Source organism: Nocardioides sp. (genome assembly GCF_036267815.1).
GTDB lineage: Bacteria > Actinomycetota > Actinomycetes > Propionibacteriales > Nocardioidaceae > Nocardioides.
Genome location: NZ_DATAVI010000021.1, coordinates 1 through 26031, shown reverse-complemented (window position 1 = coordinate 26031; position 26031 = coordinate 1). Strand labels below are relative to the sequence as shown.

At 70.0% G+C, this 26031-nt stretch carries 36 protein-coding genes; 5 read left to right on the top strand and 31 right to left on the bottom strand.

The window, feature by feature from the left end; translation table 11 throughout:
* Position 1: 1 nt before the first annotated feature.
* From VHW64_RS03515 to truA, 5 genes are all read right to left on the bottom strand, one after another.
* Positions 2–790: an ABC transporter ATP-binding protein gene (locus tag VHW64_RS03515; protein ID WP_329649122.1), complete on the bottom strand. Its 789-nt coding sequence runs from the start codon at positions 788–790 to the stop codon at positions 2–4.
* A complete protein-coding gene (locus tag VHW64_RS03510) occupies positions 787–1686 on the bottom strand; it encodes an ABC transporter ATP-binding protein (protein WP_329649121.1) in 900 nt (299 codons plus the stop codon). Before VHW64_RS03510 ends, VHW64_RS03515 begins: the two co-directional genes overlap by 4 nt.
* Positions 1687–2492: 806 nt before the next feature.
* A complete protein-coding gene (locus VHW64_RS03505) occupies positions 2493–3158 on the bottom strand; it encodes a class I SAM-dependent methyltransferase (RefSeq protein ID WP_329649120.1) in 666 nt (221 codons plus the stop codon).
* A complete protein-coding gene (locus VHW64_RS03500; RefSeq protein WP_329649119.1) occupies positions 3155–3964 on the bottom strand; it encodes a TIGR02569 family protein in 810 nt (269 codons plus the stop codon). The genes VHW64_RS03505 and VHW64_RS03500 overlap by 4 nt, the downstream gene beginning before the upstream one ends.
* Positions 3961–4782 (bottom strand): tRNA pseudouridine(38-40) synthase TruA, encoded by an 822-nt coding sequence (truA, locus tag VHW64_RS03495; RefSeq protein WP_329649118.1) that lies wholly within the window; start codon positions 4780–4782, stop codon positions 3961–3963. The genes VHW64_RS03500 and truA overlap by 4 nt, the downstream gene beginning before the upstream one ends.
* Positions 4783–4835: 53 nt before the next feature.
* On the opposite strand from truA, the gene VHW64_RS03490 reads away from it, so the two are divergent.
* The 4 genes from VHW64_RS03490 to VHW64_RS03475 all read left to right on the top strand — a co-directional run bounded on the left by VHW64_RS03490 (position 4836) and on the right by VHW64_RS03475 (position 10280).
* Positions 4836–6536: an FAD-dependent oxidoreductase gene (locus VHW64_RS03490; protein ID WP_329649117.1), complete on the top strand. Its 1701-nt coding sequence runs from the start codon at positions 4836–4838 to the stop codon at positions 6534–6536.
* Between the two features lie 94 nt (positions 6537–6630).
* On the top strand, positions 6631–9315 hold the full coding sequence (locus VHW64_RS03485) for a UPF0182 family protein (RefSeq protein ID WP_329649116.1): 2685 nt from the start codon (positions 6631–6633) through the stop codon (positions 9313–9315).
* A gap of 96 nt (positions 9316–9411) precedes the next feature.
* Complete coding sequence (locus VHW64_RS03480) at positions 9412–9774, top strand: metalloregulator ArsR/SmtB family transcription factor (RefSeq protein WP_329649115.1); 363 nt, start codon at positions 9412–9414, stop codon at positions 9772–9774.
* The gene (locus tag VHW64_RS03475) at positions 9771–10280 is read left to right on the top strand and encodes an SRPBCC domain-containing protein (protein ID WP_329649114.1); all 510 of its coding nucleotides are present in this window, start codon (positions 9771–9773) and stop codon (positions 10278–10280) included. The genes VHW64_RS03480 and VHW64_RS03475 overlap by 4 nt, the downstream gene beginning before the upstream one ends.
* 264 nt (positions 10281–10544) lie before the next feature.
* Here the strand turns inward: VHW64_RS03475 and VHW64_RS03470 are convergent, their stop codons facing one another.
* Together VHW64_RS03470 and VHW64_RS03465 are read right to left on the bottom strand one after the other, a co-directional pair.
* Positions 10545–10979 (bottom strand): hypothetical protein, encoded by a 435-nt coding sequence (locus VHW64_RS03470; RefSeq protein WP_329649113.1) that lies wholly within the window; start codon positions 10977–10979, stop codon positions 10545–10547.
* A gap of 24 nt (positions 10980–11003) precedes the next feature.
* Positions 11004–11897 carry a carbohydrate kinase gene (locus tag VHW64_RS03465; protein WP_329649112.1) on the bottom strand — a complete coding sequence of 298 codons (894 nt, stop codon included), beginning with the start codon at positions 11895–11897 and terminating at the stop codon, positions 11004–11006.
* 45 nt (positions 11898–11942) lie between these two features.
* Here VHW64_RS03465 and VHW64_RS03460 point away from each other — a divergent pair, with 45 nt between their 5' ends.
* Positions 11943–12623 carry a hypothetical protein gene (locus VHW64_RS03460; protein WP_329649111.1) on the top strand — a complete coding sequence of 227 codons (681 nt, stop codon included), beginning with the start codon at positions 11943–11945 and terminating at the stop codon, positions 12621–12623.
* 53 nt (positions 12624–12676) lie between these two features.
* Here the strand turns inward: VHW64_RS03460 and rplQ are convergent, their stop codons facing one another.
* From rplQ to rplP, 24 genes are all read right to left on the bottom strand, one after another.
* Complete coding sequence (rplQ, locus tag VHW64_RS03455) at positions 12677–13306, bottom strand: 50S ribosomal protein L17 (RefSeq protein ID WP_329649110.1); 630 nt, start codon at positions 13304–13306, stop codon at positions 12677–12679.
* 97 nt (positions 13307–13403) lie between these two features.
* Positions 13404–14420: a DNA-directed RNA polymerase subunit alpha gene (locus tag VHW64_RS03450; protein WP_329649109.1), complete on the bottom strand. Its 1017-nt coding sequence runs from the start codon at positions 14418–14420 to the stop codon at positions 13404–13406.
* Positions 14421–14542: 122 nt separating this feature from the next.
* Positions 14543–15151: a 30S ribosomal protein S4 gene (gene rpsD, locus VHW64_RS03445; protein WP_329649108.1), complete on the bottom strand. Its 609-nt coding sequence runs from the start codon at positions 15149–15151 to the stop codon at positions 14543–14545.
* A gap of 63 nt (positions 15152–15214) precedes the next feature.
* On the bottom strand, positions 15215–15619 hold the full coding sequence (gene rpsK, locus VHW64_RS03440; RefSeq protein WP_329649107.1) for a 30S ribosomal protein S11: 405 nt from the start codon (positions 15617–15619) through the stop codon (positions 15215–15217).
* 83 nt (positions 15620–15702) lie between these two features.
* A complete protein-coding gene (gene rpsM, locus VHW64_RS03435; RefSeq protein WP_329649106.1) occupies positions 15703–16083 on the bottom strand; it encodes a 30S ribosomal protein S13 in 381 nt (126 codons plus the stop codon).
* A 195-nt stretch (positions 16084–16278) separates the two neighbouring features.
* A complete protein-coding gene (gene rpmJ / locus VHW64_RS03430; protein ID WP_008361054.1) occupies positions 16279–16392 on the bottom strand; it encodes a 50S ribosomal protein L36 in 114 nt (37 codons plus the stop codon).
* Positions 16393–16421: 29 nt separating this feature from the next.
* Positions 16422–16643: a translation initiation factor IF-1 gene (infA, locus tag VHW64_RS03425; protein ID WP_011757309.1), complete on the bottom strand. Its 222-nt coding sequence runs from the start codon at positions 16641–16643 to the stop codon at positions 16422–16424.
* Between the two features lie 280 nt (positions 16644–16923).
* Positions 16924–17898 carry a TerC/Alx family metal homeostasis membrane protein gene (locus tag VHW64_RS03420; RefSeq protein WP_329649105.1) on the bottom strand — a complete coding sequence of 325 codons (975 nt, stop codon included), beginning with the start codon at positions 17896–17898 and terminating at the stop codon, positions 16924–16926.
* Between the two features lie 48 nt (positions 17899–17946).
* Complete coding sequence (map, locus tag VHW64_RS03415) at positions 17947–18768, bottom strand: type I methionyl aminopeptidase (protein WP_414690443.1); 822 nt, start codon at positions 18766–18768, stop codon at positions 17947–17949.
* 17 nt (positions 18769–18785) lie between these two features.
* Positions 18786–19361, bottom strand: a complete 576-nt coding sequence (locus tag VHW64_RS03410) for an adenylate kinase (RefSeq protein WP_329649103.1) — start codon at positions 19359–19361, stop codon at positions 18786–18788.
* Positions 19362–19374: 13 nt separating this feature from the next.
* A complete protein-coding gene (gene secY, locus VHW64_RS03405) occupies positions 19375–20667 on the bottom strand; it encodes a preprotein translocase subunit SecY (RefSeq protein ID WP_329649102.1) in 1293 nt (430 codons plus the stop codon).
* Between the two features lie 199 nt (positions 20668–20866).
* Positions 20867–21307 carry a 50S ribosomal protein L15 gene (rplO, locus tag VHW64_RS03400; RefSeq protein WP_329649101.1) on the bottom strand — a complete coding sequence of 147 codons (441 nt, stop codon included), beginning with the start codon at positions 21305–21307 and terminating at the stop codon, positions 20867–20869.
* A 3-nt stretch (positions 21308–21310) separates the two neighbouring features.
* Positions 21311–21493, bottom strand: coding sequence for a 50S ribosomal protein L30 (gene rpmD, locus VHW64_RS03395; protein ID WP_329649100.1), 183 nt, complete (start codon positions 21491–21493; stop codon positions 21311–21313).
* Positions 21493–22110, bottom strand: a complete 618-nt coding sequence (rpsE, locus tag VHW64_RS03390; RefSeq protein WP_329649099.1) for a 30S ribosomal protein S5 — start codon at positions 22108–22110, stop codon at positions 21493–21495. Before rpsE ends, rpmD begins: the two co-directional genes overlap by 1 nt.
* Before the next feature lie 61 nt (positions 22111–22171).
* Positions 22172–22555, bottom strand: coding sequence for a 50S ribosomal protein L18 (gene rplR / locus VHW64_RS03385; RefSeq protein WP_329649098.1), 384 nt, complete (start codon positions 22553–22555; stop codon positions 22172–22174).
* Position 22556: 1 nt separating this feature from the next.
* Positions 22557–23099 (bottom strand): 50S ribosomal protein L6, encoded by a 543-nt coding sequence (gene rplF / locus VHW64_RS03380; protein WP_329649097.1) that lies wholly within the window; start codon positions 23097–23099, stop codon positions 22557–22559.
* 27 nt (positions 23100–23126) lie between these two features.
* The gene (gene rpsH, locus VHW64_RS03375; RefSeq protein ID WP_329649096.1) at positions 23127–23534 is read right to left on the bottom strand and encodes a 30S ribosomal protein S8; all 408 of its coding nucleotides are present in this window, start codon (positions 23532–23534) and stop codon (positions 23127–23129) included.
* A gap of 86 nt (positions 23535–23620) precedes the next feature.
* A complete protein-coding gene (locus VHW64_RS03370) occupies positions 23621–23806 on the bottom strand; it encodes a type Z 30S ribosomal protein S14 (protein ID WP_194698512.1) in 186 nt (61 codons plus the stop codon).
* Positions 23807–23828: 22 nt separating this feature from the next.
* Positions 23829–24443 carry a 50S ribosomal protein L5 gene (gene rplE / locus VHW64_RS03365; protein WP_329649095.1) on the bottom strand — a complete coding sequence of 205 codons (615 nt, stop codon included), beginning with the start codon at positions 24441–24443 and terminating at the stop codon, positions 23829–23831.
* Between the two features lies 1 nt (position 24444).
* On the bottom strand, positions 24445–24810 hold the full coding sequence (gene rplX / locus VHW64_RS03360) for a 50S ribosomal protein L24 (protein WP_329649094.1): 366 nt from the start codon (positions 24808–24810) through the stop codon (positions 24445–24447).
* A gap of 1 nt (position 24811) precedes the next feature.
* On the bottom strand, positions 24812–25180 hold the full coding sequence (rplN, locus tag VHW64_RS03355) for a 50S ribosomal protein L14 (protein ID WP_329649093.1): 369 nt from the start codon (positions 25178–25180) through the stop codon (positions 24812–24814).
* Complete coding sequence (rpsQ, locus tag VHW64_RS03350) at positions 25177–25452, bottom strand: 30S ribosomal protein S17 (protein WP_329649092.1); 276 nt, start codon at positions 25450–25452, stop codon at positions 25177–25179. The genes rplN and rpsQ overlap by 4 nt, the downstream gene beginning before the upstream one ends.
* Positions 25449–25703: a 50S ribosomal protein L29 gene (rpmC, locus tag VHW64_RS03345; protein ID WP_329649091.1), complete on the bottom strand. Its 255-nt coding sequence runs from the start codon at positions 25701–25703 to the stop codon at positions 25449–25451. The genes rpsQ and rpmC overlap by 4 nt, the downstream gene beginning before the upstream one ends.
* The coding region (gene rplP, locus VHW64_RS03340; RefSeq protein WP_329649090.1) for a 50S ribosomal protein L16 at positions 25703–26031 on the bottom strand (329 nt) is incomplete at its 5' end. The genes rplP and rpmC, both read right to left, overlap by 1 nt.

Genomic DNA, 26031 nt, shown 5'->3' with positions numbered 1-26031 from the left:
GCTACCGCCCGCTCGCGTAGGCGGAGTCCTCGGCCGGGACGAGCCGGCCCTCGTCGAGCACGAGGGTCCGGTCGGCGGCACCGACCACGGCGGGGTCGTGCGTGGCTACGATCACGATCGCACCGCGGGCAGCCTCCATCCGAAGCTGGTCCATCACGTGCTCGCGGTTGCCCTCGTCGAGCTCGCTCGTGGGCTCGTCGGCCAGCAGGATCTGCGGCCGGACCGCGAACGCGCGAGCACAGGCCACCCGCTGCATCTGGCCGCCGGAGAGCTCCTCGACCTGGCGGTCGCCCAGGTCGCCGATGTGGAATCGGGCGAGCTCCTCGTCGGCTCGCTCGTCTGCGTCGCGGGGCGCGAGCCCGCGGGCGCGCAGTGCGATCGCGACGTTCTCGCGGGCCGAGAGGATCGGGACCAGGCCGTAGACCTGGAGCACGAACGCCACCTCGTGGCGCGGGTCGCCGTCCCCGAGCCACATGTGCTGCCCGCCGTACGACGCGAAGCCGGTCGTCGGCTTCACGATGCCGCCGGCGATCGAGAGCAACGTGGTCTTGCCCGACCCGGAGGGTCCGGAGAGCGAGGTGACCTGACCGGGACGCACGCTCAGGGACAGCCGCTCCAGCGCCCAGCGGCCCCCGACGTTGAGGGAGATCTCCTCCAGCTCAAGGTCGCCGTGGGCGGAAGTCCCTGCCGGGCCCGAGTGCCTCGACGGGTCCTGGCCCCGGTTCGCGCCCGGATCCCCCTCCGGCTCCTTGGAGCCGCCCGACAGGGCGTGCCGTCCGGAGGCGCTCATCGCGATCCCTCCTCGCCCGCGCCACCGCCGTCGTCGTGGTCGCCCCGGCTGAGCAGCAGCCGGTCGTCGTGCTCGGGCTCGATCCGGACGAGCGTTCCCTGGGGCCACTCGCGCGCGATGTGCGCGGGCAGGTGGACGACGCCCTCGGCGCCGATCACGACGTACTCGGCACCCGCGCGGCCCTCCATCCCGACCCGTCCGCCACGCATCGTGACCGTCCTCGGGAAGGTCTGGGCCACCTCGGGCTGGTGGGTCACCACGAGGATGGTGGTCCCGAAGTCGTTGCCCAGGCCGTGGATCAGCTCGAGCATGTGGTCGCGGTCCTCGTGGCTCAGCTGGCTGGTGGGCTCGTCGGCGAGCAGGAGCTGGGGAGCGCTGGTGACGCTGCACGCGAGGGCGAGCCGCTGGCGCTCACCGCCCGACATCGACTGCACCACCTGGTCGCCCTTGCTCTCCAACCCGACGCGGCGCAGCAGCTCGGCGTCCCCGAGCGTGCGGTCCGGGTCGGCGCTGGCCGACCTGCTGAACCGCAGGTTCTGGCGGGCGGTGGCGTAGTGCAGGAGGTTGCGGGTCGCGCCCTGGAGCATCGTGCTGACCCGCGAGGCCCGGACCTTGGTGAGCTGGCGCTCGCTCATCCGGGAGATCTCCTCGTCGCCGAGGAAGATCTTGCCCGCGCTCGGGCGCTGGATGCCTCCGAAGAGCGTCAGCAGGGTGGACTTCCCGGAGCCGCTCGGACCCAGGAACCCCACCCGCTCTCCGGCTGCGACGCTCAGGTCGACGCCCTGGAGGGCGACGACGTCGTGGCCCTCGAACGTCTTGTAGAGGTGCACGAGCCCCTGGCACCGGACCGACAGGCCCCCGGCGCGCTGCCCCGCCTGCTCGGCGACCTGTTGCACGCCCGCTCCTCCCGTGTGACCCACCCAGTGACCGGCCTCGTGACCGACCTGGCGTCGGCAGTCAAACGGCCCAACCCGGCTCAGGCAAGCGCAACTGGGACTCGTGACCCGATCGACACCCGTCTGACGCCCAGGTGGGCCGTGGGGTTGTCATCCGGCCCCCCACGCTCGATGCCCATCACGGAGCAACCCGGGCATGCGGGCATGCCTGTGGCCCGGCCGTCGTGGTGCTCGGCCGGGTGTCGGGGGCGGGGTGGTCGCCGCCTCACCCTCACCCGCACCATCACCATCACCATCACCATCAGTCTCAGCACGTCCAGAGGGACGGTCGATGCCGTCCGCGGGATGCAGCAGCACCCACGGCACCGCCAGCTCCAACAGCCGCACCTGCGCGACGTCCGCGGTCCGGCGTTCGGCACGCGCCGCAGCCAACACCCCCGCAGCATCGTCCGGCAGCCCCGCCGACCCGTCCTCACGATCCCCCGAGATGGCCATATCCGTATGAGACCAGAGACCACCGACAGCACCTCCGGCCTCCTCCACAGATGCCCCAGACCAGGTGCCGCCGCTCGTCGAGGAGCCGGTGTGCCGCAGCCACCGCCACCGCCACGCCATGAGACCGTCCGGTACGAGTCCGCCCCTCTGCAACGACAGCAGGTCCGACACGCCGAGCCGGGCACCCACGATCGTCGCGCCGGCCGCCGGGTGGCGAACGTCGAGCGATGCGGAGCGGTCGAGGACGACGGCCGCGGTGGGGACACCGGTCCGGCGACCGCCTCTCCGCCCCACCATCCCTCACGGCGGCGCTATGAGGGAACAGACGGACCAGGAGACGAACGAGGAGATGAACGTTCGGGGCCCGGACGCGACTCCAGCACCCGGAAGCCCTTCGCGCTGGCCAGCCGGGTGGTCGGGTACCCCTGGTCGGTCAGCCAGGCCTGGAGCGAGTCGCCACCGAGGTTCTTGCCGACGACCAGCAGGGCCCGCCCCTCCGGCCGGAGCCGGGCGAACCACGTCAGCAGCAGCTCGTGCAGGGCCGGCTTGCCGATCCTGATCGGCGGGTTCGACCAGATCTCGTCGTACGACGCCCCGGCCGGCGCCGCGTCGGGTACGACGGCGTGGAAGCGGTCGTTGAGGCGCATCCGATCGGCGTTCTCGTTGGCCAGGAGCACGGCGCGCTGGTTGACCTCGACCCCGGTCACCGACCCCGCACCGGGCGCCACACCGTCGGACCGCCATGCCGCCGCCACGGCAAGGCCGATCACGCCGTACCCCGTGCCGAGGTCGAGCACCTGCCCCGGCGGCGGCGGCTCGGTCTCGCGGAACAGCACCGACGTCCCGATGTCGAGCCGGCCGCGGCTGTAGACGCCCGAGCCGCTGACCAGGTCGAGCCGCCGACCCCAGACCTCGCAGGTGACCGGCTCCCGCGAGAAGGGGACCGACGGGTCGGCGGAGAAGTAGTGGTCGCTCACCGCAGCCGCTCCCCGATCACGTCGAGCACCGCCTCGGCGCCCAGGGAGTAGCCGTCCTCGTCGCCGGTGGCCGACCCGGCCCACTCGAACCAGGCCCGGGTGGCTAGCCGGTAGACGACCGCGCGGAGCAGCAGCTGCGGCCACTCCGCGCCGAGGTCCCACTCGTCGAACAACGACGTCGCGACCCCCTCCCAGCGAACGGCGTCGGTCGCGACGACGGCGAGGGACCAGCCTCGCGGCCGGTGGTACGCCGGCCAGTCGATGACACCCGGGACGTCGCCGTCGCGCAGCATGTTGACGCACAGGTCGCCGTGCACGACCTGCGCGGGGAGCGCCAGCGGCTCCAGCATGCCCAGCGCGCGTTCGAGCAGCGTGACGGTCGCGGGCCTGCCGCGCGGCGCCCAGGCCTCCCAGGCGACGCGGTCGCCGTAGGCCCAGGCGTCGTCGCGGTCGTCGAGGAACGCCGGCCGAGGCAGGTCGGCGACCGCGTCGTGGAAGGCGTCGTGGGCGGCGCGGAACCAGGCGGGATCCTCACCGACCTTCGCGATCTCCCCGGGGACCAGGACGTGGGCGCCCCAGCCGGCGAAGGACCAGCCGTCGGCAGCCCGCAGGGGCTGCGGCACCCGGACCTCCTCGCAGCTCCACGCGTCGTACACCTCGGCCACCCAGGCGTGCTCGACGACGTCCTCGACGGGCTTGAGCACGAGGTCGCCGACGAGCCAGGTGCGCCCCATCCCGCCCGGCAGCAGAGCCGGCTCGCCCGTGGCACCGAACGCGGCCAGCACCTCGGCCGGCGGCGCGCTCACGCCGGCCCCCGCCGGGTGCGGGACTGCTCGGCCCGCCCGGCGAGCTCGTCGTCGGGCGGGTAGCCGACCTCCTCCAGCGTCAGCCCGTGCGGTGGTAGGACCGTGACGGCCGGGTCGCGCACCGCCGCGGCGAGCACCTGCGCCGGCCACCCGGCGGGCCGTCGTCCCTCCGCCACCGCGACCAGGCAGCCCACCAGGGAGCGGACCATGTGGTGACAGAAGGCGTCGGCCCGCACGGTGCCGGTGACCAGGTCGCCCTGCCGAGCCCAGCCGAGCTCCAGCAGGGTGCGCACCGTCGTCGCACCCTCACGGCGCCTGCAGAACGACGCGAAGTCGTGGAGTCCGAGCAGCCGGGCGCTCGCGTCGTTCATGGCATCGACATCCAGGGTCCGCGGCCACGCGAGCACGTGGTCTCGCGTCAGCGGGTCGGGCACGCCGTCGCAGATCCGGTAGGCGTAGCGGCGCCACAGCGGCGAGAAGCGGGCGTCGAACCCCGCTGCGGCCAGTCCCACCCGGCGTACCCGCAGATCGGCCGGGAGCACGCCGTTCAGGCGGCGCGCGACGGCATCCTCCGGGCTGCCCTCCGCGCGTCCCGCGGCCGGGCCGAGCGCGCCCTCGGCGACGTCGACGTGCACGACCTGCCCGCGGGCGTGGACGCCGGTGTCGGTGCGGCCCGCGCACACGGTGGACAGCGGGCTGCTGCGCAGGACCGTCGCCAGCGCAGCCTCGAGCTCGCCCTGGACGGTCCGCAGCAGGGGTTGCGCGGCCCAGCCGTGGAAGCCGCCACCGTCGTAGGCGAGGTCGATCCGGAGCCGCACGCACGGAATCCTACGAGCGCGTCGGCCCGACCCGGCGCCGATAGGCTCTCGTCGTGGTCTCGACCAGCTCGACCGAAGCCGTGGACGACCGTCCAGCCATCCTGCTCGCCTCGGAGGAGAACGCCGACTACCTGCTCGACGAGTTCGGCCGCTACGCCCGCGACTACGACGTGCGCGCGGCCCGCAGCGCGGCCGAGGCGAAGGCCGTCGTGAAGAGCCTCTTCCTCGAGGGCCGGCAGCTGGCCCTGGCGGTCTCGGAGTCGGTGCTGCCCGACGACGACGTGCTCGCGATGTTCCAGCGCATGCGCACCTACATCCCGACCGCGCGCCGCGTCATCGCCGCTCACTGGAGCCGGTTCCGGATCGACGCCGAGCCGCTGCGTCCGGCGCTCGCCAAGGGGAAGTACGACGCCTATCTGCTGATGCCGCGCGGCGCCCGCGACGAGGAGTTCCACACCGCCATCTGCGAGATCCTGTCCGACTGGGGCTCGACCGTGGCCGCGCCCGTGGTCGAGACCCTCCGCATCGTCTCGCCGGCCAACGACGCACCGACCCTCGCGGTCCGCGACTTCCTCGACCGGATCGGCGTCCCGGCGCTCGTCCACGACCCCGACAGCGAAGTCGGGCGTGCGGTGCTGGCGCGGCTGGGCAAGGACACCCCGCGGTTCCCCGTCGTCGAGCGCTGGGACGGCGAGCCCTACGAGGCCGCGTCGGTGCGAGACGTCGCGGTCTCGATCTACGGCCGCCCCGACCAGATCGACGTCGACGAGGTCGCCGACCTGGTCATCGTCGGCGCCGGCCCGGCCGGCCTCGCGGCGTCGGTGTACGGCGCGTCGGAGGGCCTGGCCACGGTGACGATCGAGTCCGAGGCCATCGGCGGGCAGGCCGGCACCAGCTCGATGATCCGCAACTATCTCGGCTTCCCGCGGGGCATCTCCGGCATGCGCCTGGCCCAGCGCGCCCGCAACCAGGCGATCCGCTTCGGCACGCAGTTCTTCACCGGCTGGCCCGCGCTCCGGCTCGAGGTCGGCGGCCTCGGGGAGCCGCACGTCGTGTGCACCGAGGGCGGCGACGTCCGTGCCCGCTCCGTGGTGATCGCCTCGGGGGTGACCTACCGCAGGCTCGGGATCGAGGCGATCGACGGGCTCGTCGGCAGCGGGGTGAACTACGGCGCCGCGATGACCGCCGCGCGCGAGATGGAGGGCCTGGACGTCTACGTCGTGGGCGGCGGGAACTCCGCCGGCCAGGCCGCGATCCACCTGTCGCGCTTCGCCCGCAGCGTCACCATCCTCGTGCGCCGGCCGGACCTCGCCGCGACCATGTCGTCGTACCTCATCGGCGAGATCGAGTTCAACCCGCGGGTCAGCGTCGAGGGCTGCCGCTGCGTCGTGGACGGCGGCGGCGAGGGACGGCTGGAGTGGATCGAGGTGGAGGACACGACGACCGGACGCCGGGAGCGGCGCCAGGCCGGCGGGCTGTTCCTGCTCCTCGGCGCGGTCGCGCACTGCGACTGGCTCCCGGCGCAGGTGGCCCGAGACCCCAACGGGTTCGTGCTCACCGGGCGGGACGTCCCCTCGAGCGCCTGGCGAGACGGGCTGCCGCCGGAGAACCTCCAGACCACGGTCCCCGGCATCTACGCGGTCGGCGACATCCGGTCGGGCTCGATGAAGCGGGTCGCCAGTGCCAGCGGCGAGGGCTCCTCGGTCGTGGCGCTGGTCCACGCCTGGCTCGAGCCCATGCCGACCCACGTCTGAGCCCGTCCCGCACATGTGAGCCGCGCCACCTCGTGAGGGTGCCCCCGCGCGGGGAAGCGGGTTCGTCACCAACCCGTTGGTAGGGTTCGGTCCCGTGCCAACCGCTTCCCCGGCGCGTCTGCGCGAGCTCACGACGTCGCGATGGAAGCGCCTCGCGATCCGCCTGGTCGCCGTCGCGATCATCGTGGTCGCGGTCCTCTACGCGTTCTTGGCGTTCGTCTCGATCCGGACCAACGAGCTGTGGTTCGGCTCGGTCCACGTCCACGACGTCTACGGCACGATCCTGGGCGCCCAGATCCTGCTCTTCGTGGTCTTCGGTGGCCTCACGGCGGCCGCGGTCGCCGCGTCCCTGATCGTGCTGGTCCGCCAGCGGCCAGCGCAGCGCCGGCCCGACCCCGCGCGCATCTGGCGTCGCCGCTTCCGCCGCTTCGAGCCCTATGTCCGCACGTGGCTGATCGCGGTGATCTCGCTCTACCTCGGCGTGAAGACCGGCAGCCGCGCGAGCGGGCGGTGGCAGACCTACGTCCTGTGGCGCAACGCCCAGCCCTGGGGACAGCGAGACCCGCAGTTCCACCGCGACATCTCCTACTACGTCGAGGTGCTGCCGTTCCACCGGATGGTGGTCGCCTACCTCAGCTCGATCGTGCTCACCGCGCTGGTCGTCACGGTCGTCGCCGGATACCTGTACGGCGCGTGGCGCTTCCGGCCGCGCGGCCCGGGCCGTCGGGTCACCTCGGCGTTCAAGAAGCAGATCTCGGTGCTGCTCGGCCTCTTCCTGCTGCTCAAGGCGGGGGCGTTCTGGCTGATGCGCTACGGCCTGACCACGTCCAACCGCGGGCCGGTGACGGGGATGTCGTACACCGACACCCACGCCGCGCTGCCGGCCTTCACGGTGCTCGTCGTGGTCGCGGTGCTGTGCGCGGCGCTGTCGTTCGGCAACGTGCGTCTCGACCGGCTGCGCTTCGCCGCCCTCGGTGTCGTCGTCCTCTACGCCACGTCGTACGTCGTGGGCGGCGTGGTGCCCAACCTCGTCTACCGCTTCCGCGAGTCGCCGAGTGCCGCGACCCTCGACCTGACCACGATCTCGCGCAACCAGTCGGCGACCCTGCGGGCCTTCGGCCTGGACCACCAGGTCACCACCCAGACCGTCGGCGGCGCGGGGTCGTCCGCCGCGACCGCCGCGTCGGCCCAGGCGGCCGCGCAGATCCGGCTCCTGGACCCCAACCAGCTCACGCCGACGTTCAACGTCAAGCAGGAGCAGGAGGCCTACTACAAGTTCAAGTCGACGCTCGACATCGACCACTACCCCGTGCACGACCAGGACCAGGACGTCGCGATCGCCGTCCGCGAGCTCAACCTCACCGGCATCTCGCGCGGCACCTGGGTCAACCGACACCTCGTCTACACCCACGGGTACGGCGTGGTCGCGGCCCCGACCGACACGATGGACTCCGGGGTGCCGGACTTCATCAACGGCGACATCCCGCCGGTGAACCAGATCCCGGTCTCCCAGCCGCGCGTCTACTTCGGCCAGAACTCCCCGCCGTACTCCATCGTGGGCGAGCCGAAGGGCAGCTCCAAGAGCATCGAGTTCGACTACCCCAGCACCAGCGGCGGAGCGGGTCCCCGCACGACGTACGACGGCGACGGCGGGGTGCCGATCGGCTCGCGGTTCACCCGCTTCCTGTACGCCGTGAAGCTGCACGACCCGAACGTCTTCTTCTCCTCCGACATCAACTCGGGCTCGCAGCTGCTGACCGTGCGCAACCCGCGCGCCCGGGTCGCCAAGGTCGCGCCGTGGCTGACGCTGGACGGCGACGTCTACCCGACCGTGGTGGGTGGGCAGGTCGACTGGGTCGTCGACGGCTACACCACGACCTCGAACTACCCCGACTCCCAGCAGGTCAACCTGCGCAACGCGACCACGAACTCCCTGACCAAGACCGGCTCGACGGTGGTGCAGCCCAACACCTCCGTCAACTACATGCAGAACTCCGTGAAGGCCGTGGTCAACGCCTACACCGGTCAGGTGACGCTCTACGAGTGGAACCAGGCCGCGCACCCGGACCCGCTCCTGAAGACCTGGGAGCACGCGTTCCCCGACCTCGTGAAGCCGCAGGACCAGATCCCGGCCGACCTGCTGCCGCACCTGCGCTACCCCCAGGACCTGTTCAACGTCCAGCGGCTGCTGCTCGCCCACTACCACGTGACCGACCCGAGCGACTTCTACAACGGCAGTGCCTTCTGGAAGGTCCCCACCGACCCGACCTTCTCCGGCTTCAAGCACAGCAGTGGGTCCAGCCCGACCATGCCGTCGGCGTTCATGTCGCTCTCGCCGACCGGAGACGGCAGCCAGGTCTACTCGCTCTCGACGCCGATGGTGACCCTGAACTACCGCCAGCTCGCCGCCTTCCTGAGCGTGGACGCCACGCCGGGCCCCGACTACGGGAAGTTCACGCTGCTCCAGTTCCCCACCCAGGCCCAGGTCGAGTCGCCGTCGCAGATCCAGAACGACATCGAGTCCGACAGCCAGGTCGCCCATGCCCTGACCCTCCAGCGAGGCGGCAACTCCAAGGTCGTCGTGGGCAACCTGCTCACGATCCCGCTGGACGGCAAGGTGCTCTACGTCGAGCCGATCTACACCCAGGCGCAGGGCGGCAGCTCCTTCCCGATCCTGCGGCACGTCGTCGCGGTCTACGGCAACGGCCAGCCGGCCTTCCAGTCGACCCTGACCGCTGCTCTGAAGGAAGCCATCGCCAACGAGGCGGCGAGTCACTGACGCACCGGGGCCGGCATTCGACAACCAATCGGTTGACAACGGTCCATTGAGCGGGATAGCGTCTTCGTCAACCGACTGGTTGACGAGAGGGACGAGATGACCGACGCGCTCTGCCGGGTCTTCGCCGCGCTGTCCGACCCGACCCGGCGCGACATCGTGGTGCGGCTGACCGACGGCGACGCCACCGTCGGCGACCTCGCCGCGCCGTACGCCGTGAGCGTCCAGGCGGTCTCCAAGCACCTGAAGGTGCTCGAGGAGGCCGGCCTGGTCACCAGGAGCCGCGACGCGCAGCGTCGGCCGGTGCATCTGGAGGCGGGGGTGTTCGACCTGATGACCGTGTGGATCGAGCGCTACCGCCGCCGCGCCGAGGAGCGCTACGGGCGCCTCGACGGCGTGCTGGCACAGCTGAACGACGAGCAGACCGAGTCCGAGGCTCCCCAGGAGGAGACCGCATCATGACCACCGCACCAGACCTCGCAGCCCGCTACGACGAAGCCGCGATCGAGGCCGACCCGACCGTGCCGATGATCCACATCCGGCGTGACTTCTCGGCCACCCCGGACCAGCTGTTCCGCGCCCACACCGACCCCGAGCTGTTCGCCCGCTGGATCGGTCCCGACGGGATGCAGGCCGAGGTGCTGGCCTGGGATGCCACCGACAACGGCCGGTGGCGCTACGCCGGGAGCGACCGCGACGGCAACGCGCAGTACTTCCGCGGCAGCTTCCACACCGTCTCCCCGACCAGGATCGTCCAGACGTTCACCTGGGAGGGCATGCCCGACGCCGTCGCGCTGGAGACCGTGACCTTCGAGGACCTCGGCGACGGCCGCACCCGCCTGCACGCCCGGTCGCTGTGCGACAGCTTCGAGGACCGCGACCTGTGGATCTCGAACAGCGGCATGGAGGTCGGGGTCCACCAGGGCTACGCCTCCCTCGACCGGATGCTCGCCGACGGCTCGGTCTGAGCCAGCACCCGAGTCGACGACGGCCGGGTCCACCCGCTCCCGAGCGCGGCCCGGGCGGGGCGTGGCTGGCGGTCACCCGGCGCACCCAGGTGGAGGGCGTCGGTCTGGGGCAGCGCTGATCGATGGCGCCGTCGCGAGCGTCGCGACGCGTGTGCGCTGGCAAGGCGCGGTCGCGACGGCATGCTGGGCGCACGTCGAGCGGCTGCCACGCAGCCGGCGTGCGCGCATCGCGGGGCGCAGCAGGCGGGACTGACCAGCGCTTCCCTAGTGCTCGGCGCGTCCTAGGACCGTGCGGAACTGCTTGGCCAGGGCGCGCGACCCCGCCACCGGGATCAGGGCGCCGATCACCTTGCCGGTCACCGACTTCCCCACCCGGTTGAGGGTGACGTGGACGTCGGTCCCGTCGCCGGCGGGGGTCAGCTGGTAGCGCCAGCCGCTGCCGGTGCCCCAGAGGTTGGAGTCGAGGGTCTCGATGGTGACGGTCCCGGCGGCGGCGTCCCAGGAGTAGCGCTCGCGCTCCCAGCCCATCTTGGTGCCCTCGGTGACCTCGGCCCAGTCCTCACCCGACCCGTGCACCTTGAAGTGGGCCTCGTCGACATTCGGCCAGCTCTTCGTGCGATCCGGCCCGAAGTCGGTGAACAGCGCCAGCACCTCGCTGGGCGCAAGCGTGGTGTGGACGGTGAACTGGGTGCTGGGCATCGAAATCTCCTCAGGGGGGTGGTCTCACAACAGCTCGTGGCGGTACGGCGGGTCGGCTCCGGGTCGCGAGACCGTGACCGCGGCCGCGCGGGCCGCCTGCCGCAGGATCGACTCGATCTCGACGCTCTCCAGCGCCGGCAGCCGGCCGCCGAGACCGTCGAGGTCGAAGAGCGCGTCGATGGTTGCCGCACCGAAGGTGTCACCGGCACCGATGGTGTCGGCGACCTCCGCCTCGGCCGCCGGAACGTCGGTGCGTCCGGCCTCCTCGAACCACGTCGCGCCGTCCGGGCCCCGGGTGAGGATCACCGCCGTCGCCCCCAGGCCGAGCAGGCGGCGGACGGCCTGGTCGACGGACTGGCCGGGGTAGAGCACCGCGAGGTCCTCGTCGGAGGCCTTCACGAGGTCGGCCATCGCGACGATCCGCTCGACACCGGCCACGACCTCGGCCCCCAGGCCGGTGACCGCCGGGCGCGCGTTCACGTCGTAGGTGATGGTGGCCGTGGGGCGCAGGGACTCCAGGAGCCGGCGCACGTCGCTCGCGCCGGGCTCCAGCACGGCCCCGATCGAGCAGGCGTGCACGACGACCGGGTCGAGGCGCTCGACCTCCGGCAGCCGCCACTCGATGTCGAAGGCGTACGTCGCGCTGCCGTCGGCGGCGACGCTCGCCCGGGCGGTCGAGGTCCGGTCGAGGATGCGCGGGTCTCCGACCAGGCCCACCGCCGACTGGTTGAGATGACGGGTCAGCACCGCACCGCGCTCGTCGTCGCCGTACGCCGTCAAGAGCTGCACCGGGCGACCCAGCCGGGCCAGCGCGACGGCGACGTTGGCGGCGCTGCCCCCGGGGTGCTCGACGGTCGAGCCGTCCGGCCGGCGCACGACGTCGACCAGCGACTCGCCCACCACCATTGCCCCGGTCACGACCCCAGCCTGTCGCAAACACCGGCGGGAGTGCACACTCGGCCCATGACCACGCTCGGGACGACGCCCCCGGAGGTCACGAGAGCCCCGCCCCGGCGCCAGCCCGTGGCGCTCAGCATCGCCGTGGCTCTGGTCGTCGTGGTCGGCTGGGTCTGCTACCGCCACTGGGGCCTCACGCACCTCGAGACGTGGTTCTTCCGCTCCGGCTTCGTCACGAGGCGGTGGTGGCTGGCCAACCTCGTCATCGCCTTGCTCCTGGCGGTTCCCTACGCCCTGGCCCTGCTGGTCTGGGGACGCGGCGTCAAGGGTCGAGTTGCCGGGTTCCTGGTCGCGACCGGCGCCGGGATCTTCTGGTGGGGCTACGACCGGATCTTCAACAACTATGTCTGGAAGTCGGGCCCGTCCTCGAACACGTCGATCCGCGTCTACGAGTGGGGCTCGCTCCTCGGCATCGCCCTGCTCGTTACCCTCGCCTGGGGTCTGGCACGGCGTGTCGGGCGCGCCTGGCTGCTCGGCGTCCTGGTCGGTCCGCTCGTGGCGGCCGTGCTGCGCGAGCTCGGGCTCCGCTGGTCGTGGTGGCACGACCGCGTCGTACCGCCGAGTCCTCGCTACCACTGGCAGCTCGAGGCGGCGGTGTTCGTCGCGCCGTTCGTGGCGGGCGCCCTGGCCTGCTGGGCGATCGAGACGCTGGGCCGGCGTACCCCGGACATGGCCTCGTCCGCCTGACCGGGCTCGTTGAGTTGGCCCTCCGGGCTCGCTCAACGAGCGAGCTGACGCCATCAGGCCTTGTCGGACTCCTCGGACTCCTCGGACTCCTCGGACTCGGCGTCCTCCGCAGCCTCGTCTGCAGGCGCGTCCTCGGCCACAGCCTCGTCGGCAGGCGCGTCCTCGGCCACAGCCTCGTCGGGAGGCGCGTCCTCGGCGACCGCCTCGTCGGCAGGCGCGTCCTCGGCCACAGCCTCGTCGGCCGGGGTCTCCTCGGCGACAGCCTTCGTGGCCGCCGCCTTCGTGGCCGGAGCCTTCTTGGCCGGCTTGTCCGCCTTCGGCGCGTACGGCTCGCTCACCAGCTCGATGACCGCCATCGGGGCGTTGTCGCCCTTGCGCGGACCGATCTTGGTGATCCTGGTGTACCCGCCCGGGCGCTCGGCGAACCGAGGCCCGATCTCGGTGAACAGCTCGTGCACCACCGACTTGTCACGCACCGTCTTCATGACCTCGCGGCGGTTGTGCAGGTCACCGCGCTTGGCCTTGGTGATCAGCTTCTCCGCGACCGGGCGCAGCACGCGCGCCTTGGCCTCGGTGGTCGTGATCCGGCCGTGCTCGAACAGCTGGGTCGCGAGGTTGGCGACGATCAGCCGCTGGTGGGACGGACTACCGCCGAGACGGGGGCCCTTCTTGGGCTTGGGCATGGCTCTCTCTCGATTCTCCCCGGCCGTGTGAGGTACCGGGGTAGATGGTGCTGGCTCTCAGGAGCTGGGGTCTTCCGGGTTGCGGTTCAGGCCGCGCTCAGTAGCTCTCGTCCTCGATGAACGCGTCGTCGTCGTCGTCGCCGTACGCCGCCAGGGCAGCCTGCGGGTCGAAGCCCGGCGCGCTGTCCTTGAGCGACAGACCCATCTCGTGCAGCTTGGCCTTGACCTCGTCGATGGACTTCGCACCGAAGTTGCGGATGTCCAGCAGGTCCTGCTCCGAGCGGCTGATGAGCTCACCCACGGTGTGGATGCCCTCGCGCTTGAGGCAGTTGTAGGACCGGACGGTCAGCTGGAGGTCCTCGACCGGGAGGGCGAGGTCCGCGGCCAGCTGCTCGTCGACCGGCGACGGGCCGATGTCGATGCCCTCGGCCTCGACGTTGAGCTCGCGGGCCAGGCCGAACAGCTCGACCAGCGTCTTGCCGGCCGAGGCGATCGCGTCCCGCGGCTTCATCGAGGGCTTGGTCTCGACGTCGATGACCAGCTTGTCGAAGTCGGTGCGCTGCTCGACTCGGGTGGCCTCGACCTTGTAGGTCACCTTGAGCACGGGGCTGTAGATCGAGTCGACCGGCATCCGGCCGATCTCGTTGTCGGCGCCCTTGTTCTGCACCGCCGAGACGTAGCCGCGGCCACGCTCGACCACCAGCTCCATCTCCAGCTTGCCCTTGTCGGACAGCGTGGCGATCTTCAGGTCGGGGTTGTGCACCTCCACTCCCGCGGGCGGCTGGATGTCACCTGCGGTGACCTCGCCGGCGCCGGACTTGCGCAGGTACATCGTGACCGGCTCGTCGTGCTCCGAGGAGACGACCAGGCCCTTGAGGTTCAAGATGATCTCGGTGACGTCCTCCTTGACGCCGTCGATTGTCGAGAACTCGTGCAGGACGGTGTCGACCTTGATGCTCGTGACCGAGGCACCGGGGATGGACGACAGCAGGGTGCGACGCAGGGAGTTGCCGAGCGTGTAGCCGAAGCCGGGCTCGAGCGGCTCGATGACGAAGCGCGAACGGAACTCGTCGACGGTCTCTTCCGACAGAGTCGGGCGCTGTGCGATGAGCACTGGTTTTTCCTTTCCGAGCCCACCCGCTATATGACGGGCTCAGATCTACTGGTGGCGGCGGTGTGGAGTTGTGGTCGGCCCCGCAGGCGGGGCCAGACAGGGGCAGGCAGGCCCCCGTGTGCTTACTTCTTGGAGTAGTACTCGACGATCAGCTGCTCTTGGACGGGGATGTCGATCTGCGCGCGGATCGGGAGCTGGTGGACCAGGATGCGCATCCGGTTCGGGACCGCCTCCAGCCAGGCCGGGACGACCCGCTCGCCGTGCGTCTCGCGGGCGACGATGAACGGCGTGGTCTCCAGGGACTTCTCGCGCACGTCGATGATGTCGAACTGCGTGACCTGGAACGACGGGATGTCGACCTTCTTGCCGTTCACCCGGAAGTGCCCGTGGCCGACCAGCTGTCGAGCGTGGCGACGGGTCCGGGCGAAGCCGGCGCGGTAGACGACGTTGTCGAGGCGGCACTCCAGCAGCTGGAGGAGGTTGTCACCGGTCTTGCCCTGCCGGCGCGAGGCCTCGGTGTAGTAGTTGTGGAACTGCTTCTCCAGCACGCCGTAGGTGAAGCGGGCCTTCTGCTTCTCGCGCAGCTGGAGCAGGTACTCGCTCTCCTTGATCCGGCCGCGGCCGTGCTGGCCGGGAGGGTAGGGACGGCGCTCGTAGGCCGAGTCGCCGCCGACGAGGTCGAGGCCGAGGCGGCGCGACTTCTTGGTCATGGGGCCGGTGTAACGGGCCATCTTCTCTTGACTCCTAGAAACTCGGTGGTTGAGGAGGTCGCTCTGCGACCGACTCGGACCAGCTCAGACGCGACGGCGCTTCGGCGGGCGGCAGCCGTTGTGCGGCGTCGGGGTCACGTCCTGGATGGTGCCGACCTCGAGGCCGATCGCACCGAGGGACCGGATCGCCGTCTCCCGGCCCGAGCCCGGGCCCTTGACGAACACGTCGATCTTCTTCATGCCGTGGTCCATCGCCCGGCGTCCGGCAGCCTCGGCGGCCATCTGCGCGGCGAACGGCGTGGACTTGCGGGAGCCCTTGAAGCCGACCGTGCCGGCCGAGGCCCACGAGATCACCGCACCCGTCGGGTCGGTGATGGTGACGATGGTGTTGTTGAACGTGCTCTTGATGTGAGCCTCGCCCTGGGCGATGTTCTTCTTCTCCTTGCGGCGCACCTTCTTGGCGCCGGCCTGACGGCTTCTGGGAGGCATCTGGTCTCTACTCCTTGACGAAAGTCTGGTCTGGGCTGGGGCGGTGGCGGAGGAGGCGCGCTAGCGCCGACTCGCGACCACCGTCACTTGGCCTTCTTCTTGCCGGCGACGGTGCGCTTGGGACCCTTGCGGGTGCGGGCGTTGGTGCGGGTGCGCTGGCCGCGGACCGGAAGGCCCTGGCGGTGGCGGCGACCCTGGTAGCTGCCGATCTCGATCTTGCGCCGGATGTCGGCCTGGACCTCACGGCGGAGGTCGCCCTCGATCTTGATCTCGTCGTTGCCCTGGATCGCGTCGCGGAGCTTGACCAGCTCCTCGTCACCCAGCTGGTGGACGCGCAGGTCGGGGCTCACGCCGGTCTCGGTCAGGACCTGCTGGGCACGGGTACGGCCGATGCCGTAGATGTAGGTGAGCGCGACCTCGATGCGCTTGTCGCGCGGGAGGTCGACTCCAAGGAGGCGTGCCATCAGATGGCGTTCCCTTCGGTAGGTCACAGCGGTTTCGGTCGTGGTCGCGTCACGTCCGCCTCGGACGTGCTCCGGCCGCTGCTCCGGAGGTGGATGACGCGTCGTAGGACGCGCTAGCGATCACGTTGTGGTGTTCAGTTGTTACTGGTTGCGGGCCCCACGGGTTGCGGGTGGGGCTTCGCGGCGGTGCTGAGCTCAGCCCTGCCGCTGCTTGTGGCGGGGGTTCTCGCAGATCACCATGACGCGGCCGTGGCGACGGATCACCTTGCACTTGTCACAGATCTTCTTCACGCTCGGGTTGACCTTCATGTCAGCCCTTCCTGGCTCGGTCGGCTGGGTTACTTGTACCGGTAGACGATCCGGCCGCGGGTGAGGTCGTAGGGCGAGAGCTCCACCACCACACGGTCCTCGGGGAGGATCCGGATGTAGTGCTGGCGCATCTTGCCGCTGATGTGCGCGAGGACCTTGTGACCGTTGCTCAGCTCGACCCGGAACATGGCGTTCGGGAGAGCCTCGACGACGGTGCCCTCGATCTCGATCACACCTTCTTTTTTCGGCATGTCCTCACTTCTGGTCGCTGATGTGTCTACCGTCGGCCCGGGAACCTCCCGCTCCCACGACGTACGCTGGGCTCGGGTGGACCTCACGCGGCTGTCGCGCGGGCCTCTTCCCGGGCGCGCACACGCCTCGCTCGCCGCGAGTGGTGTGGTGGTCCGGGCAGCCGTGAGGCACCGCGAAACAGACCCATGTTGGGCCGAAACGCCAGTTTAGGCCGGACCCGCGCCCAACCCCTAATTGCGGTCGGGCCCGGCCAGGCGCCCTCGACGCGGCCGGTGGTGGCTAGGTGGCGCGCCGGCGATCGGCGGCCAGGCTCAGCACGGTCGTGACCGCGAGCGTGCCCACGATCATCGCCAGCGAGACCCAGATGGGGATGTCCGGCGCCCACGAGATGTGCTCCCCGCCGTTGACGAAGGGCAGGGTGTTCTCGTGCATGGCGTGCAGGATCAGCTTCATGCCGATGAACAGCAGAAGGAAGGCCAGTCCGTAGGACAAGAACACCAGGCGCTGGAGCAGGTCGCCGATCAGGAAGTAGAGCTGGCGCAGTCCCATCAGCGCGAAGATGTTCGCCGTGAGGACGAGATACGGCTCCCGGGTCAGGCCGTAGATCGCCGGGATGGAGTCCAGGGCGAAGAGCAGGTCGGTCATCCCGAGGGTCAAGACCACGATGAACATCGGGGTCACGTAGCGCGAGCCGGCCTGCCGGACGGTGAGCCGGGCGCCGTTCCACTCCTCGCTCAGCCGCAGGTGACGGCGTGCCCAGCGCACGATCCGAGGCTCGTCGTAGCCGCCCTCGTCCTCACCGCTCTCGCGAGCGAGGTTGACCGCGGTCACCACCAGGAACAGGCCGAAGAGGTAGAACACCCAGCTGAACTCCGCGATCGCGGCCGCGCCGACGGCGATGAAGACGCCCCGGAGCACGAGCGCGAGCACGATGCCGATGAGCAGCGCGCTCTGCTGGAGCTCACGAGGGACGCTCAGCTTGTTCATGATCACGATGAAGATGAACAGGTTGTCGATCGACAAGGAGTACTCCGTGAGCCAGCCGGCGAGGAACTCCCCGCCGTACCGCCCCCCGGCGAACAGCCACACTCCCATCCCGAACAGCACAGCGAGGCCGACGAACACCGACAGCGCGACCACGGTCTCCTTGCGGCTGGGCTCATGAGGACGGCGGCCGATGACCACGACGTCGACCAGCAGGATCGCCGCGGTCACCACGATGGTGACCCACCAGACCACGGGTGTGACGTGCATGTCAGGCCCCGGTGGCTGGAGCCGACGCGACCCGGGCCGGGGACATCCTCAGCGGCCCCCGAACGGCACGCCGAGCCCGGCGAGCCGCTCCTGTCCGCCGTCCAGCGCCGTGAGGACCCACACCCCGTCGGGGGTGAGCGCGAAGGTGTGCTCGAAGTGGGCGGCGAGGGACCCGTCGCTCGTGACGACGGTCCAGTCGTCTGCGAGCACGTCGGTCTCGGCGCCCCCGAGGGTCACCATCGGCTCGACCGCCAGGGCCATCCCGGTCACCAGCCGGGGGCCTCGCTCGCCGCGGCGCACGACGTTGGGCACGTTGGGGTCCATGTGCATCTGCGACCCGATGCCGTGCCCGACGTAGTCCTCGAGGATGCCGTAGCTGCCTCGCTCGCGCACGGTGGTCTCCACCGCCCGAGAGATGTCGCTGACCCGCCCCTTGAGGCGGGCGGCACCGATCCCCGCCCACAGCGCATCCTCCGTGACAGCCATCAGCTCGGTGACCTCGGCCGGGACCTCGCCGATCGCGACCGTGATCGCCGCGTCGCCGTGCCAGCCCTCGACGATGGCGCCGCAGTCGATGGAGATGACGTCGCCGTCGACGAGCGCGCGGGCACCCGGGATGCCGTGGACCACCTCGGCGTTGACCGATGCGCAGATCGAGGCGGGGAACGGCGGGTAGCCGTAGCCGAGGAACGACGGGACGCCGCCGTGGCTGCGGATGTTGTCCTCCGCGAGCGCGTCCAGCTCACCGGTGGTGACCCCGGCTCGAGCCGCACCGCGGAGCAGCTCCAGGGTCTCTCCCACCAGAAGCCCCGCGCGACGCATGAGCTCGACCTGCTCGGGAGTCTTGATCTCCAGAGTGCGGTCGAGCAGGCCCATCGCCGCCCCGCTCAGCTCTGGGAGACGACGTCGAGCGCGTCGAAGATCCGCTTGGTGACGTCGTCGACCTCACCCATGCCGTCGATCTCGTGGACGATCCCCCGGCCGCGGTAGACCCCGATCAGCGGCTCGGTCTGCTCGCCGTAGACCTCCTGGCGGCGTCGGATGACGTCCTCGGTGTCGTCGGTGCGGCCATCGGTCTGGGCGCGGTTGAGAAGCCGCTCCACGATCTCGTTGGGGTCGACGGTCAGCACCACCACGGCGTCCAGCTCGTGTCCGGTGTGACGGATCATGCCGTCGAGCTCCTCGACCTGGGCCAGGGTCCGCGGATAGCCGTCGAGCAGGAAGCCCGGCTCGGCGTCGGGCTCGTCGATGCGGGCCCGGACCATGAGGTTGGTGACCTCGTCGGGGACGTACTCACCGGCGTCCATGTACTCCTGCGCCTTCTTGCCCAGCGGCGTGCCCTGCGAGACGTTGGCGCGGAAGATGTCGCCGGTCGAGATGGCCGGGACTCCGAAGTACTCGGCGATGACCCGGGCCTGGGTGCCCTTCCCGGCGCCCGGCGGACCCATCAGGATCAGCCTCATCGTGTGCTCACCACTAGCGCAGGAACCCTTCGTAGTTGCGCTGCTGGAGCTGGCTCTCGATCTGCTTCACCGTGTCGAGAGCGACACCGACCATGATCAGGATGGACGTGCCGCCGAACGGGAAGTTCTGGTCGGCGCCGATGAGGACGAACGCGATCAGCGGGATCAGGGCGATCAGACCGAGGTAGAGCGAGCCTGGCAACGTGATGCGGGACAAGACGTAGGACAGGTAGTCCTCGGTCGGCTTGCCCGCCCGGATCCCGGGGATGAAGCCGCCGTACTTCTTCATGTTGTCGGCGACCTCTTCGGGGTTGAAGGTGATCGACACGTAGAAGTAGGTGAAGAACACGATCAGCGCGAAGAACGTGATCATGTAGACGGGGTGGTCCCCGCGGGTGAAGTAGTTGCTGATCCACACCGCCCAGCTGCTGGAGCCGTTGTTGAACTGCGCGGCCATGGCGGGCAGATAGAGCAGGGACGAGGCGAAGATCACCGGGATGACGCCGGCCTGGTTGACCTTCAGCGGGATGTAGGTCGAGGACCCGCCGAACATCTTCCGGCCGACCATCCGCCGCGCGTACTGCACGGGGATGCGGCGCTGGGCCTGCTCGATGAAGATGACGGCCGCGATGATCACCAGGCCGATCGCGATGACGACCGCGAAGACCCACCAGCCTCGGGACTTGCCCACCGACCACAGCGAGGTCGGGAAGCGGGCGACGACCTGGGTGAAGATGAGGATCGACATGCCGTTGCCGACACCGCGGTCGGTGATCAGCTCGCCGAGCCACATGATCACCGCGGTGCCGGCGGTCATGGTCACCACCATGACCAGGAAGGTCGAGGTCTTGTTGTCGTAGAGCAGGGGCTCGGCGCAGCCGGACAGCAGCCGACCCGAGCGCGCGAGCGCCACGATGCCGGTCGCCTGGAGCAGCGCGAGACCGAGCGTGAGGTAGCGGGTGTACTGCGTGATCTTGGTCTGGCCGGACTGGCCCTCCTTCTTGAGGGCCTCCAGGCGCGGGATGACCACGACCAGCAGCTGCAAGATGATGCTGGCGGTGATGTAGGGCATGATCCCCAGCGCGAAGATCGTCAGCTGGAGCAGCGCACCACCGGAGAAGACGTTGATCAGGTTGTAGACGCCGGTGTTCTCGACACCACTGAGGCACTGGTGCACGTTGTGGATGTCCACACCGGGCGCCGGGATCTGAGATCCGATCCGGAAGATCACGATGACCATCAGGACGAACAACAGCTTCTTGCGCAGGTCCGGGGTGCGGAACGCGTTCACATAGGCGCTGAGCACGACCTTCTCATCCTCTTTCGTCGGGGCCTTCGCACCCCGTCCGCGGCGACCGCCGGAAGCCTAACAGTGAGACGGTCAGCCGGTCGGGACGGAGGAGCGGGCGGCGTCGGCCGGTCAGGTCGGGCAAGCGACCCGGCTGAGCCTGCGAAGCCGGGCGAGCGCGTCGGGGCCCGGTGAGTCCCGCGCGACGCCCGGCAGGTCATACGACGTTCGCGGTGCCGCCGGCAGCCTCGATCTTCTGCTTGGCCGAGGCGGAGAACGCCTGGACGCTGACCTGGCACGACACCGAGATCTCGCCCTGTCCGAGCACCTTGACCGGCTGGCCCTTGCGGACCGCGCCCTTGGCCACGAGGTCCTCGACGGAGACCGAGCCGCCCTCGGGGAACAGCTCGCCGAGCCGGTCGAGGTTGACGATCTGGAACTCGACCCGGAACGGGTTCGTGAACCCCTTGAGCTTGGGCAGGCGCATGTGCAGAGGCAGCTGCCCGCCCTCGAAGTAGGCGGGCACCTGGTAGCGGGCCTTGGTGCCCTTGGTGCCACGACCGGCGGTCTTGCCCTTGGAGCCCTCGCCGCGGCCGACCCGCCTCTTGGTGGTCTTGGCCCCCGGCGCTGGACGCAGGTGGTGCAGCTTCAACGTCATGACTTACTCGACCTCCTCGACCGTCACCAGGTGACGGACGGTCTGGACCATGCCGCGGATCTCCGGGCGGTCCTCCTTGACGACCACGTCGCCGATCCGCTTGAGACCGAGCGTGCGCAGGGTCTCGCGCTGGTTGGCCTTGCAGCCGATGGAGCTCTTGCGCTGCTGCACCTTCAGCTGGGCCATCAGGAGGTCACCTCGCGGGGAGCGTCGGTCTTCTCCCGTGCCGCCTTGAGCAGCGCGGCCGGGGCCACCCGCTCCACCGGCAGGCCGCGGCGAGCGGCAACCGTCTCGGGCTGCTCGAGCATCCGGAGCGCCTCGACGGTCGCGTGGACGATGTTGATCTGGTTGGACGAGCCGAGCGACTTGCTCAGCACGTCGTGGATGCCGGCGCACTCCAAGACGGCGCGCACGGGACCGCCGGCGATCACGCCGGTACCGGGAGCGGCCGGCCGCAGCAGGACGACGCCCGCGGCCTTCTCGCCCTGCACGGGGTGCGGGATGGTGCCCTGGATCCGGGGGACGCGGAAGAAGTGCTTCTTGGCCTCCTCGACGCCCTTGGCGATCGCGGCCGGCACCTCCTTGGCCTTGCCGTAGCCGACGCCGACCATGCCGTCGCCGTCACCGACGACGACCAGGGCGGTGAAGCTGAAGCGACGACCACCCTGGACGACCTTGGCGACCCGGTTGATCGCCACGACGCGCTCGACGTACTGGCTCTTCTCGGCGCCGCCGCCGCGACGGTCGTCGCGACCCCGGCCCCCGCGCTCGCCACCGCGCTGTCCGCGCTGGGCTCCGCTCATGAGATCTTCCTCTTCCTTGGCTCTGTCGTGCTCTGGCTGCTGCGTCGGGGCAGCAGTCCGGTCAGAAGGTCAGGCCGCCCTCGCGGGCGGCGTCGGCGAGGGCCGCGACGCGGCCGTGGTAGGTGTGACCCGCGCGGTCGAAGACCACGGACTCGATGCCGGCACCCTTGGCGCGCTCGGCCACCAGCTCGCCGACCAGCTTGGCCTTGGCCGTCTTGTCGCCGCTGGTGGCGCGCAGGTCGGCCTCCATGGTCGAGGCCGACACCAGGGTGCGGCCCACGAGGTCGTCGACCACCTGGACGCTGATGTGCTTCGCGGAGCGCGTCACGACCAGGCGCGGGCGCTCGGCGCTGCCGGCGATCTTCTTGCGTCCCCGGACCTGACGCTGGAGGCGGGCCTTGACCCGGGGGGCGGTGTGCTTGTGCTTGGACAGGGAGATCGCCATGTCACTTACCGGCCTTTCCGACCTTGCGGCGGACGTGCTCGCCGGCGTATCTGACGCCCTTGCCCTTGTACGGCTCCGGCTTGCGCAGCTTGCGGATGTTGGCGGCCACCTCGCCGACCAGCTGCTTGTCGATCCCCACGACACCCAGGTGGGTGGGGTTCTCGACGGTGAACGTGATGCCCTCGGGGGCGTCGAACGTGATCGAGTGGCTGTAGCCGAGCTGGAACTCGAGCTGGGTGGGGCCCTTGGACAGGACGCGGTAGCCCACGCCCTGGATCTCGAGCTTCTTCTCGTAGCCGTCGGTGACGCCGACGACCATGTTGTTGATCAGCGTGCGGGTCAGGCCGTGGCGCGAGCGGCTCTCGCGCTCGTCGTCCGGCCTGGTGACCGCGAGGGTGCCGTCCTCGGCCCGCTCGACGGTGATCGGCGTGACCACGGTGTGCTGAAGGGTGCCCTTGGGGCCCTTGACCGTCACCTGGGGTCCGTCGATGGACACCTCGACACTCGAGGGCACGACGACAGGCATCCGTCCGATGCGCGACATGTCAGTCTCTCCTTCGCAGGCTCTGGGCTACCAGACGTAGGCGAGGACTTCCCCACCCACGCCCTTCTGGTTCGCCTGGCGGTCGGTCAGCAGGCCCTGGCTGGTCGAGATGATCGCGACACCCAGGCCGCCCAGGACCTTGGGCAGGCCGGTGTGCTTGGCGTACACCCGCAGACCGGGCTTGCTGATGCGGCGGACGCCCGCGATCGAGCGCTCACGGTTGCGGCCGTACTTCAGCGTGATCGTCAGCGTCTTGGCGACGCCGCCGTCGGGCGCCTCGGCCACGTCGTAGCCGGTGATGTAGCCCTCGGCCTTGAGGATGTCGGCCACGCCCTGCTTCAGCTTGCTGTAGGGCATGGTCACGTCGTCGTGGAAGGCCTGGTTGGCGTTGCGCAGACGGGTCAGCATGTCTGCGATCGGGTCGGTCATCGTCATGTCGGTGGTGCTCTCTCTTCTGTGGTTTCCGGCCGGGCCGGACCTTCAGCGGTCGTCTCTGGACTCGGTGGTCGAGCTGGTCGCGGTCACCAGCTGGACTTGGTGATGCCGGGCAGCTCGCCGCGGTGGGCCATCTCCCGCAGGCAGATCCGGCACAGGCCGAACTTGCGGTAGACGGCCTTGGGGCGGCCGCAGCGCTGGCAGCGGGTGTAGCCGCGGACGGCGAACTTGGGCTTGCGCGCCGCCTTCACCTTCAGAGCGGTCTTGGCCATGTCGGTTGCCTTCCTTGCTCTCTCAGTTTCCGCTGTCGCGGAAGGGGAAGCCGAGCTGCTTGAGCAGCGCGCGCCCCTGCTCGTCGCTCGTCGCGGTGGTCACGATCGTGATGTCCATGCCACGCGGGCGGTCGACCCGGTCCTGGTTGATCTCGTGGAACATCACCTGCTCGGTCAGGCCGAAGGTGTAGTTGCCACGGCCGTCGAACTGGCCGGGGTTGAGGCCGCGGAAGTCGCGGATGCGCGGCAGCGCCAGCGAGAGCAGCCGGTCGAGGAACTCCCACATCCGGTTGCCGCGCAGGGTCACGTGCGCCCCGATCGGCATCCCCTCGCGAAGCTTGAACTGGGCGATCGACTTGCGCGCCTTGGTCACCATCGGCTTCTGGCCGGTGATGGCGGTCAGGTCGCGGATCGCGCCCTCGATCAGCTTGGAGTCGCGGGCGGCCTCGCCCACGCCCATGTTGACCACGATCTTGGTCAGGCCCGGGACCTGCATCACGTTGGCGATCTCGAACTCGCTGCGCAGAGCGGGGACGATCTCCTCGCGGTAGCGGGTCTTCAGCCGAGGCGTGACTCGCTCCTCGGGCGTCGACTCGGGCGTCGACTCGGCAGCGGACTCGACAGTGGTGTCGGTCATGTCAGACCTCCTTCCCGGTCCGGCGCGAGACCCGCACGCTGCGCGTGCCGGTGTACGTCGACCCGTCGGGGCGACGCTTCTGGACCTCTTCGCGGCGGTAGCCGAGCCGGGTCACGCCGTTGCCCTCGACCAGCATCACGTTGGACACGTGGATCGGGGCCTCGGTGGTGATGATGCCGCCGGTGGTGCCCGCCCGGCCGCCCTGCTGGACGACCTTGGTGTGCTTCTTGACGCGGTTGACGCCCTCGACGACGACCCGCTGCTCCTCGCGAAGCACCACGATCACCTTGCCCTCGGCGCCCTTGTCCTTGCCAGCGATCACCTTCACGGTGTCGCCCTTCTTGATCTTCATCGAGTGCTTCCCCATCTCACAGCACCTCCGGCGCGAGCGAGATGATCTTCATGAACCGCTTGTCGCGCAGCTCGCGGCCGACCGGGCCGAAGATGCGCGTGCCGCGCGGCTCGCCGTCCTGCCGCAGGATCACCGCGGCGTTCTCGTCGAACTTGATGTAGGACCCGTCGGGTCGCCGGCGCTCCTTGGCGGTGCGCACCACCACGGCCCTGACGACGTCGCCCTTCTTGACGTTGCCACCGGGGATGGCGTCCTTGACCGTGCAGACGATGACGTCACCGATGCCGGCGTAGCGCCGCCCCGAGCCGCCGAGCACGCGGATGCAGAGGACTTCCTTCGCACCGGTGTTGTCGGCGACCTTGAGTCGGGACTCCTGCTGGATCACCTGGCACGCTCCACGATGGTCACGACGCGCCAGCGCTTGGTCGCCGACAGCGGCCGGGTCTCCATGAGCTGCACGCGGTCGCCGATCCCGCACTCGTTGTTCTCGTCGTGGGCCTTGAGCCGCGAGGTGCGGCGCATGACCTTGCCGTACAGCGCGTGCTTGACGCGGTCCTCGACCTCGACCACGACGGTCTTGTCCATCTTGTCGCTGACGACCAGGCCCTCACGCACCTTGCGGGTGTTGCGGGTCGGGGCGGTTGCTTGCTCGCTCATGACTGCGCCTCCTCCTGGCGGGCGTCGTTCGCGTCGGGGTCGGACCGGATGCCGAGCTCGCGCTCGCGCACCACGGTGTAGATCCGGGCGATGTCCTTCTTGACCGTGCGGAGCCGGCCATGGCTCTCCAGCTGGCCGGTGGCCGCCTGGAAGCGCAGGTTGAACAGCTCCTCCTTGGCCTCGCGCAAGCGGGCCTCGAGGTCGACGTTGTTCATCTCGTCGAGCTCGTGGGCCTTCACACTGCTGGCCATCAGAACTCACCGGCCTCTCGGGAGATGAAGCGCGTCTTGAGCGGGAGCTTGTGCTGGGCGCGACGCATGGCCTCGCGCGCGATCGTCTCGTCGACACCGGACAGCTCGAAGAGCACGCGTCCGGGCTTGACGTTGGCGACCCACCACTCGGGGGAGCCCTTGCCCGAACCCATCCGGGTCTCGGCGGGCTTCTTGGTCAACGGGCGGTCGGGGTAGATGTTGATCCACACCTTGCCGCCACGCTTGATGTGACGGGTCATGGCGATACGAGCCGACTCGATCTGCCGGTTGGTCACGTAGGACCCCTCGAGCGCCTGGATCCAGAAGT

What these genes read in the sequence shown, in the direction of transcription:
- VHW64_RS03515 (WP_329649122.1), bottom strand. Translation starts at nt 790, where the DNA reads ATGAGCGCCTCCGGACGGCACGCCCTGTCGGGCGGCTCCAAGGAGCCG.
- VHW64_RS03480 (WP_329649115.1), top strand. Translation starts at nt 9,412, where the DNA reads ATGACCGACGCGCTCTGCCGGGTCTTCGCCGCGCTGTCCGACCCGACC.
- VHW64_RS03475 (WP_329649114.1), top strand. Translation starts at nt 9,771, where the DNA reads ATGACCACCGCACCAGACCTCGCAGCCCGCTACGACGAAGCCGCGATC.
- VHW64_RS03470 (WP_329649113.1), bottom strand. Translation starts at nt 10,979, where the DNA reads ATGCCCAGCACCCAGTTCACCGTCCACACCACGCTTGCGCCCAGCGAG.
- VHW64_RS03460 (WP_329649111.1), top strand. Translation starts at nt 11,943, where the DNA reads ATGACCACGCTCGGGACGACGCCCCCGGAGGTCACGAGAGCCCCGCCC.
- rplQ (WP_329649110.1), bottom strand. Translation starts at nt 13,306, where the DNA reads ATGCCCAAGCCCAAGAAGGGCCCCCGTCTCGGCGGTAGTCCGTCCCAC.
- rpsD (WP_329649108.1), bottom strand. Translation starts at nt 15,151, where the DNA reads ATGGCCCGTTACACCGGCCCCATGACCAAGAAGTCGCGCCGCCTCGGC.
- rpsK (WP_329649107.1), bottom strand. Translation starts at nt 15,619, where the DNA reads ATGCCTCCCAGAAGCCGTCAGGCCGGCGCCAAGAAGGTGCGCCGCAAG.
- rpsM (WP_329649106.1), bottom strand. Translation starts at nt 16,083, where the DNA reads ATGGCACGCCTCCTTGGAGTCGACCTCCCGCGCGACAAGCGCATCGAG.
- rpmJ (WP_008361054.1), bottom strand. Translation starts at nt 16,392, where the DNA reads ATGAAGGTCAACCCGAGCGTGAAGAAGATCTGTGACAAGTGCAAGGTG.
- infA (WP_011757309.1), bottom strand. Translation starts at nt 16,643, where the DNA reads ATGCCGAAAAAAGAAGGTGTGATCGAGATCGAGGGCACCGTCGTCGAG.
- VHW64_RS03420 (WP_329649105.1), bottom strand. Translation starts at nt 17,898, where the DNA reads ATGCACGTCACACCCGTGGTCTGGTGGGTCACCATCGTGGTGACCGCG.
- VHW64_RS03410 (WP_329649103.1), bottom strand. Translation starts at nt 19,361, where the DNA reads ATGAGGCTGATCCTGATGGGTCCGCCGGGCGCCGGGAAGGGCACCCAG.
- rplO (WP_329649101.1), bottom strand. Translation starts at nt 21,307, where the DNA reads ATGACGTTGAAGCTGCACCACCTGCGTCCAGCGCCGGGGGCCAAGACC.
- rpmD (WP_329649100.1), bottom strand. Translation starts at nt 21,493, where the DNA reads ATGGCCCAGCTGAAGGTGCAGCAGCGCAAGAGCTCCATCGGCTGCAAG.
- rpsE (WP_329649099.1), bottom strand. Translation starts at nt 22,110, where the DNA reads ATGAGCGGAGCCCAGCGCGGACAGCGCGGTGGCGAGCGCGGGGGCCGG.
- rplR (WP_329649098.1), bottom strand. Translation starts at nt 22,555, where the DNA reads ATGGCGATCTCCCTGTCCAAGCACAAGCACACCGCCCCCCGGGTCAAG.
- rplF (WP_329649097.1), bottom strand. Translation starts at nt 23,099, where the DNA reads ATGTCGCGCATCGGACGGATGCCTGTCGTCGTGCCCTCGAGTGTCGAG.
- rpsH (WP_329649096.1), bottom strand. Translation starts at nt 23,534, where the DNA reads ATGACGATGACCGACCCGATCGCAGACATGCTGACCCGTCTGCGCAAC.
- VHW64_RS03370 (WP_194698512.1), bottom strand. Translation starts at nt 23,806, where the DNA reads ATGGCCAAGACCGCTCTGAAGGTGAAGGCGGCGCGCAAGCCCAAGTTC.
- rplE (WP_329649095.1), bottom strand. Translation starts at nt 24,443, where the DNA reads ATGACCGACACCACTGTCGAGTCCGCTGCCGAGTCGACGCCCGAGTCG.
- rplX (WP_329649094.1), bottom strand. Translation starts at nt 24,810, where the DNA reads ATGGGGAAGCACTCGATGAAGATCAAGAAGGGCGACACCGTGAAGGTG.
- rpsQ (WP_329649092.1), bottom strand. Translation starts at nt 25,452, where the DNA reads ATGAGCGAGCAAGCAACCGCCCCGACCCGCAACACCCGCAAGGTGCGT.
- rpmC (WP_329649091.1), bottom strand. Translation starts at nt 25,703, where the DNA reads ATGGCCAGCAGTGTGAAGGCCCACGAGCTCGACGAGATGAACAACGTC.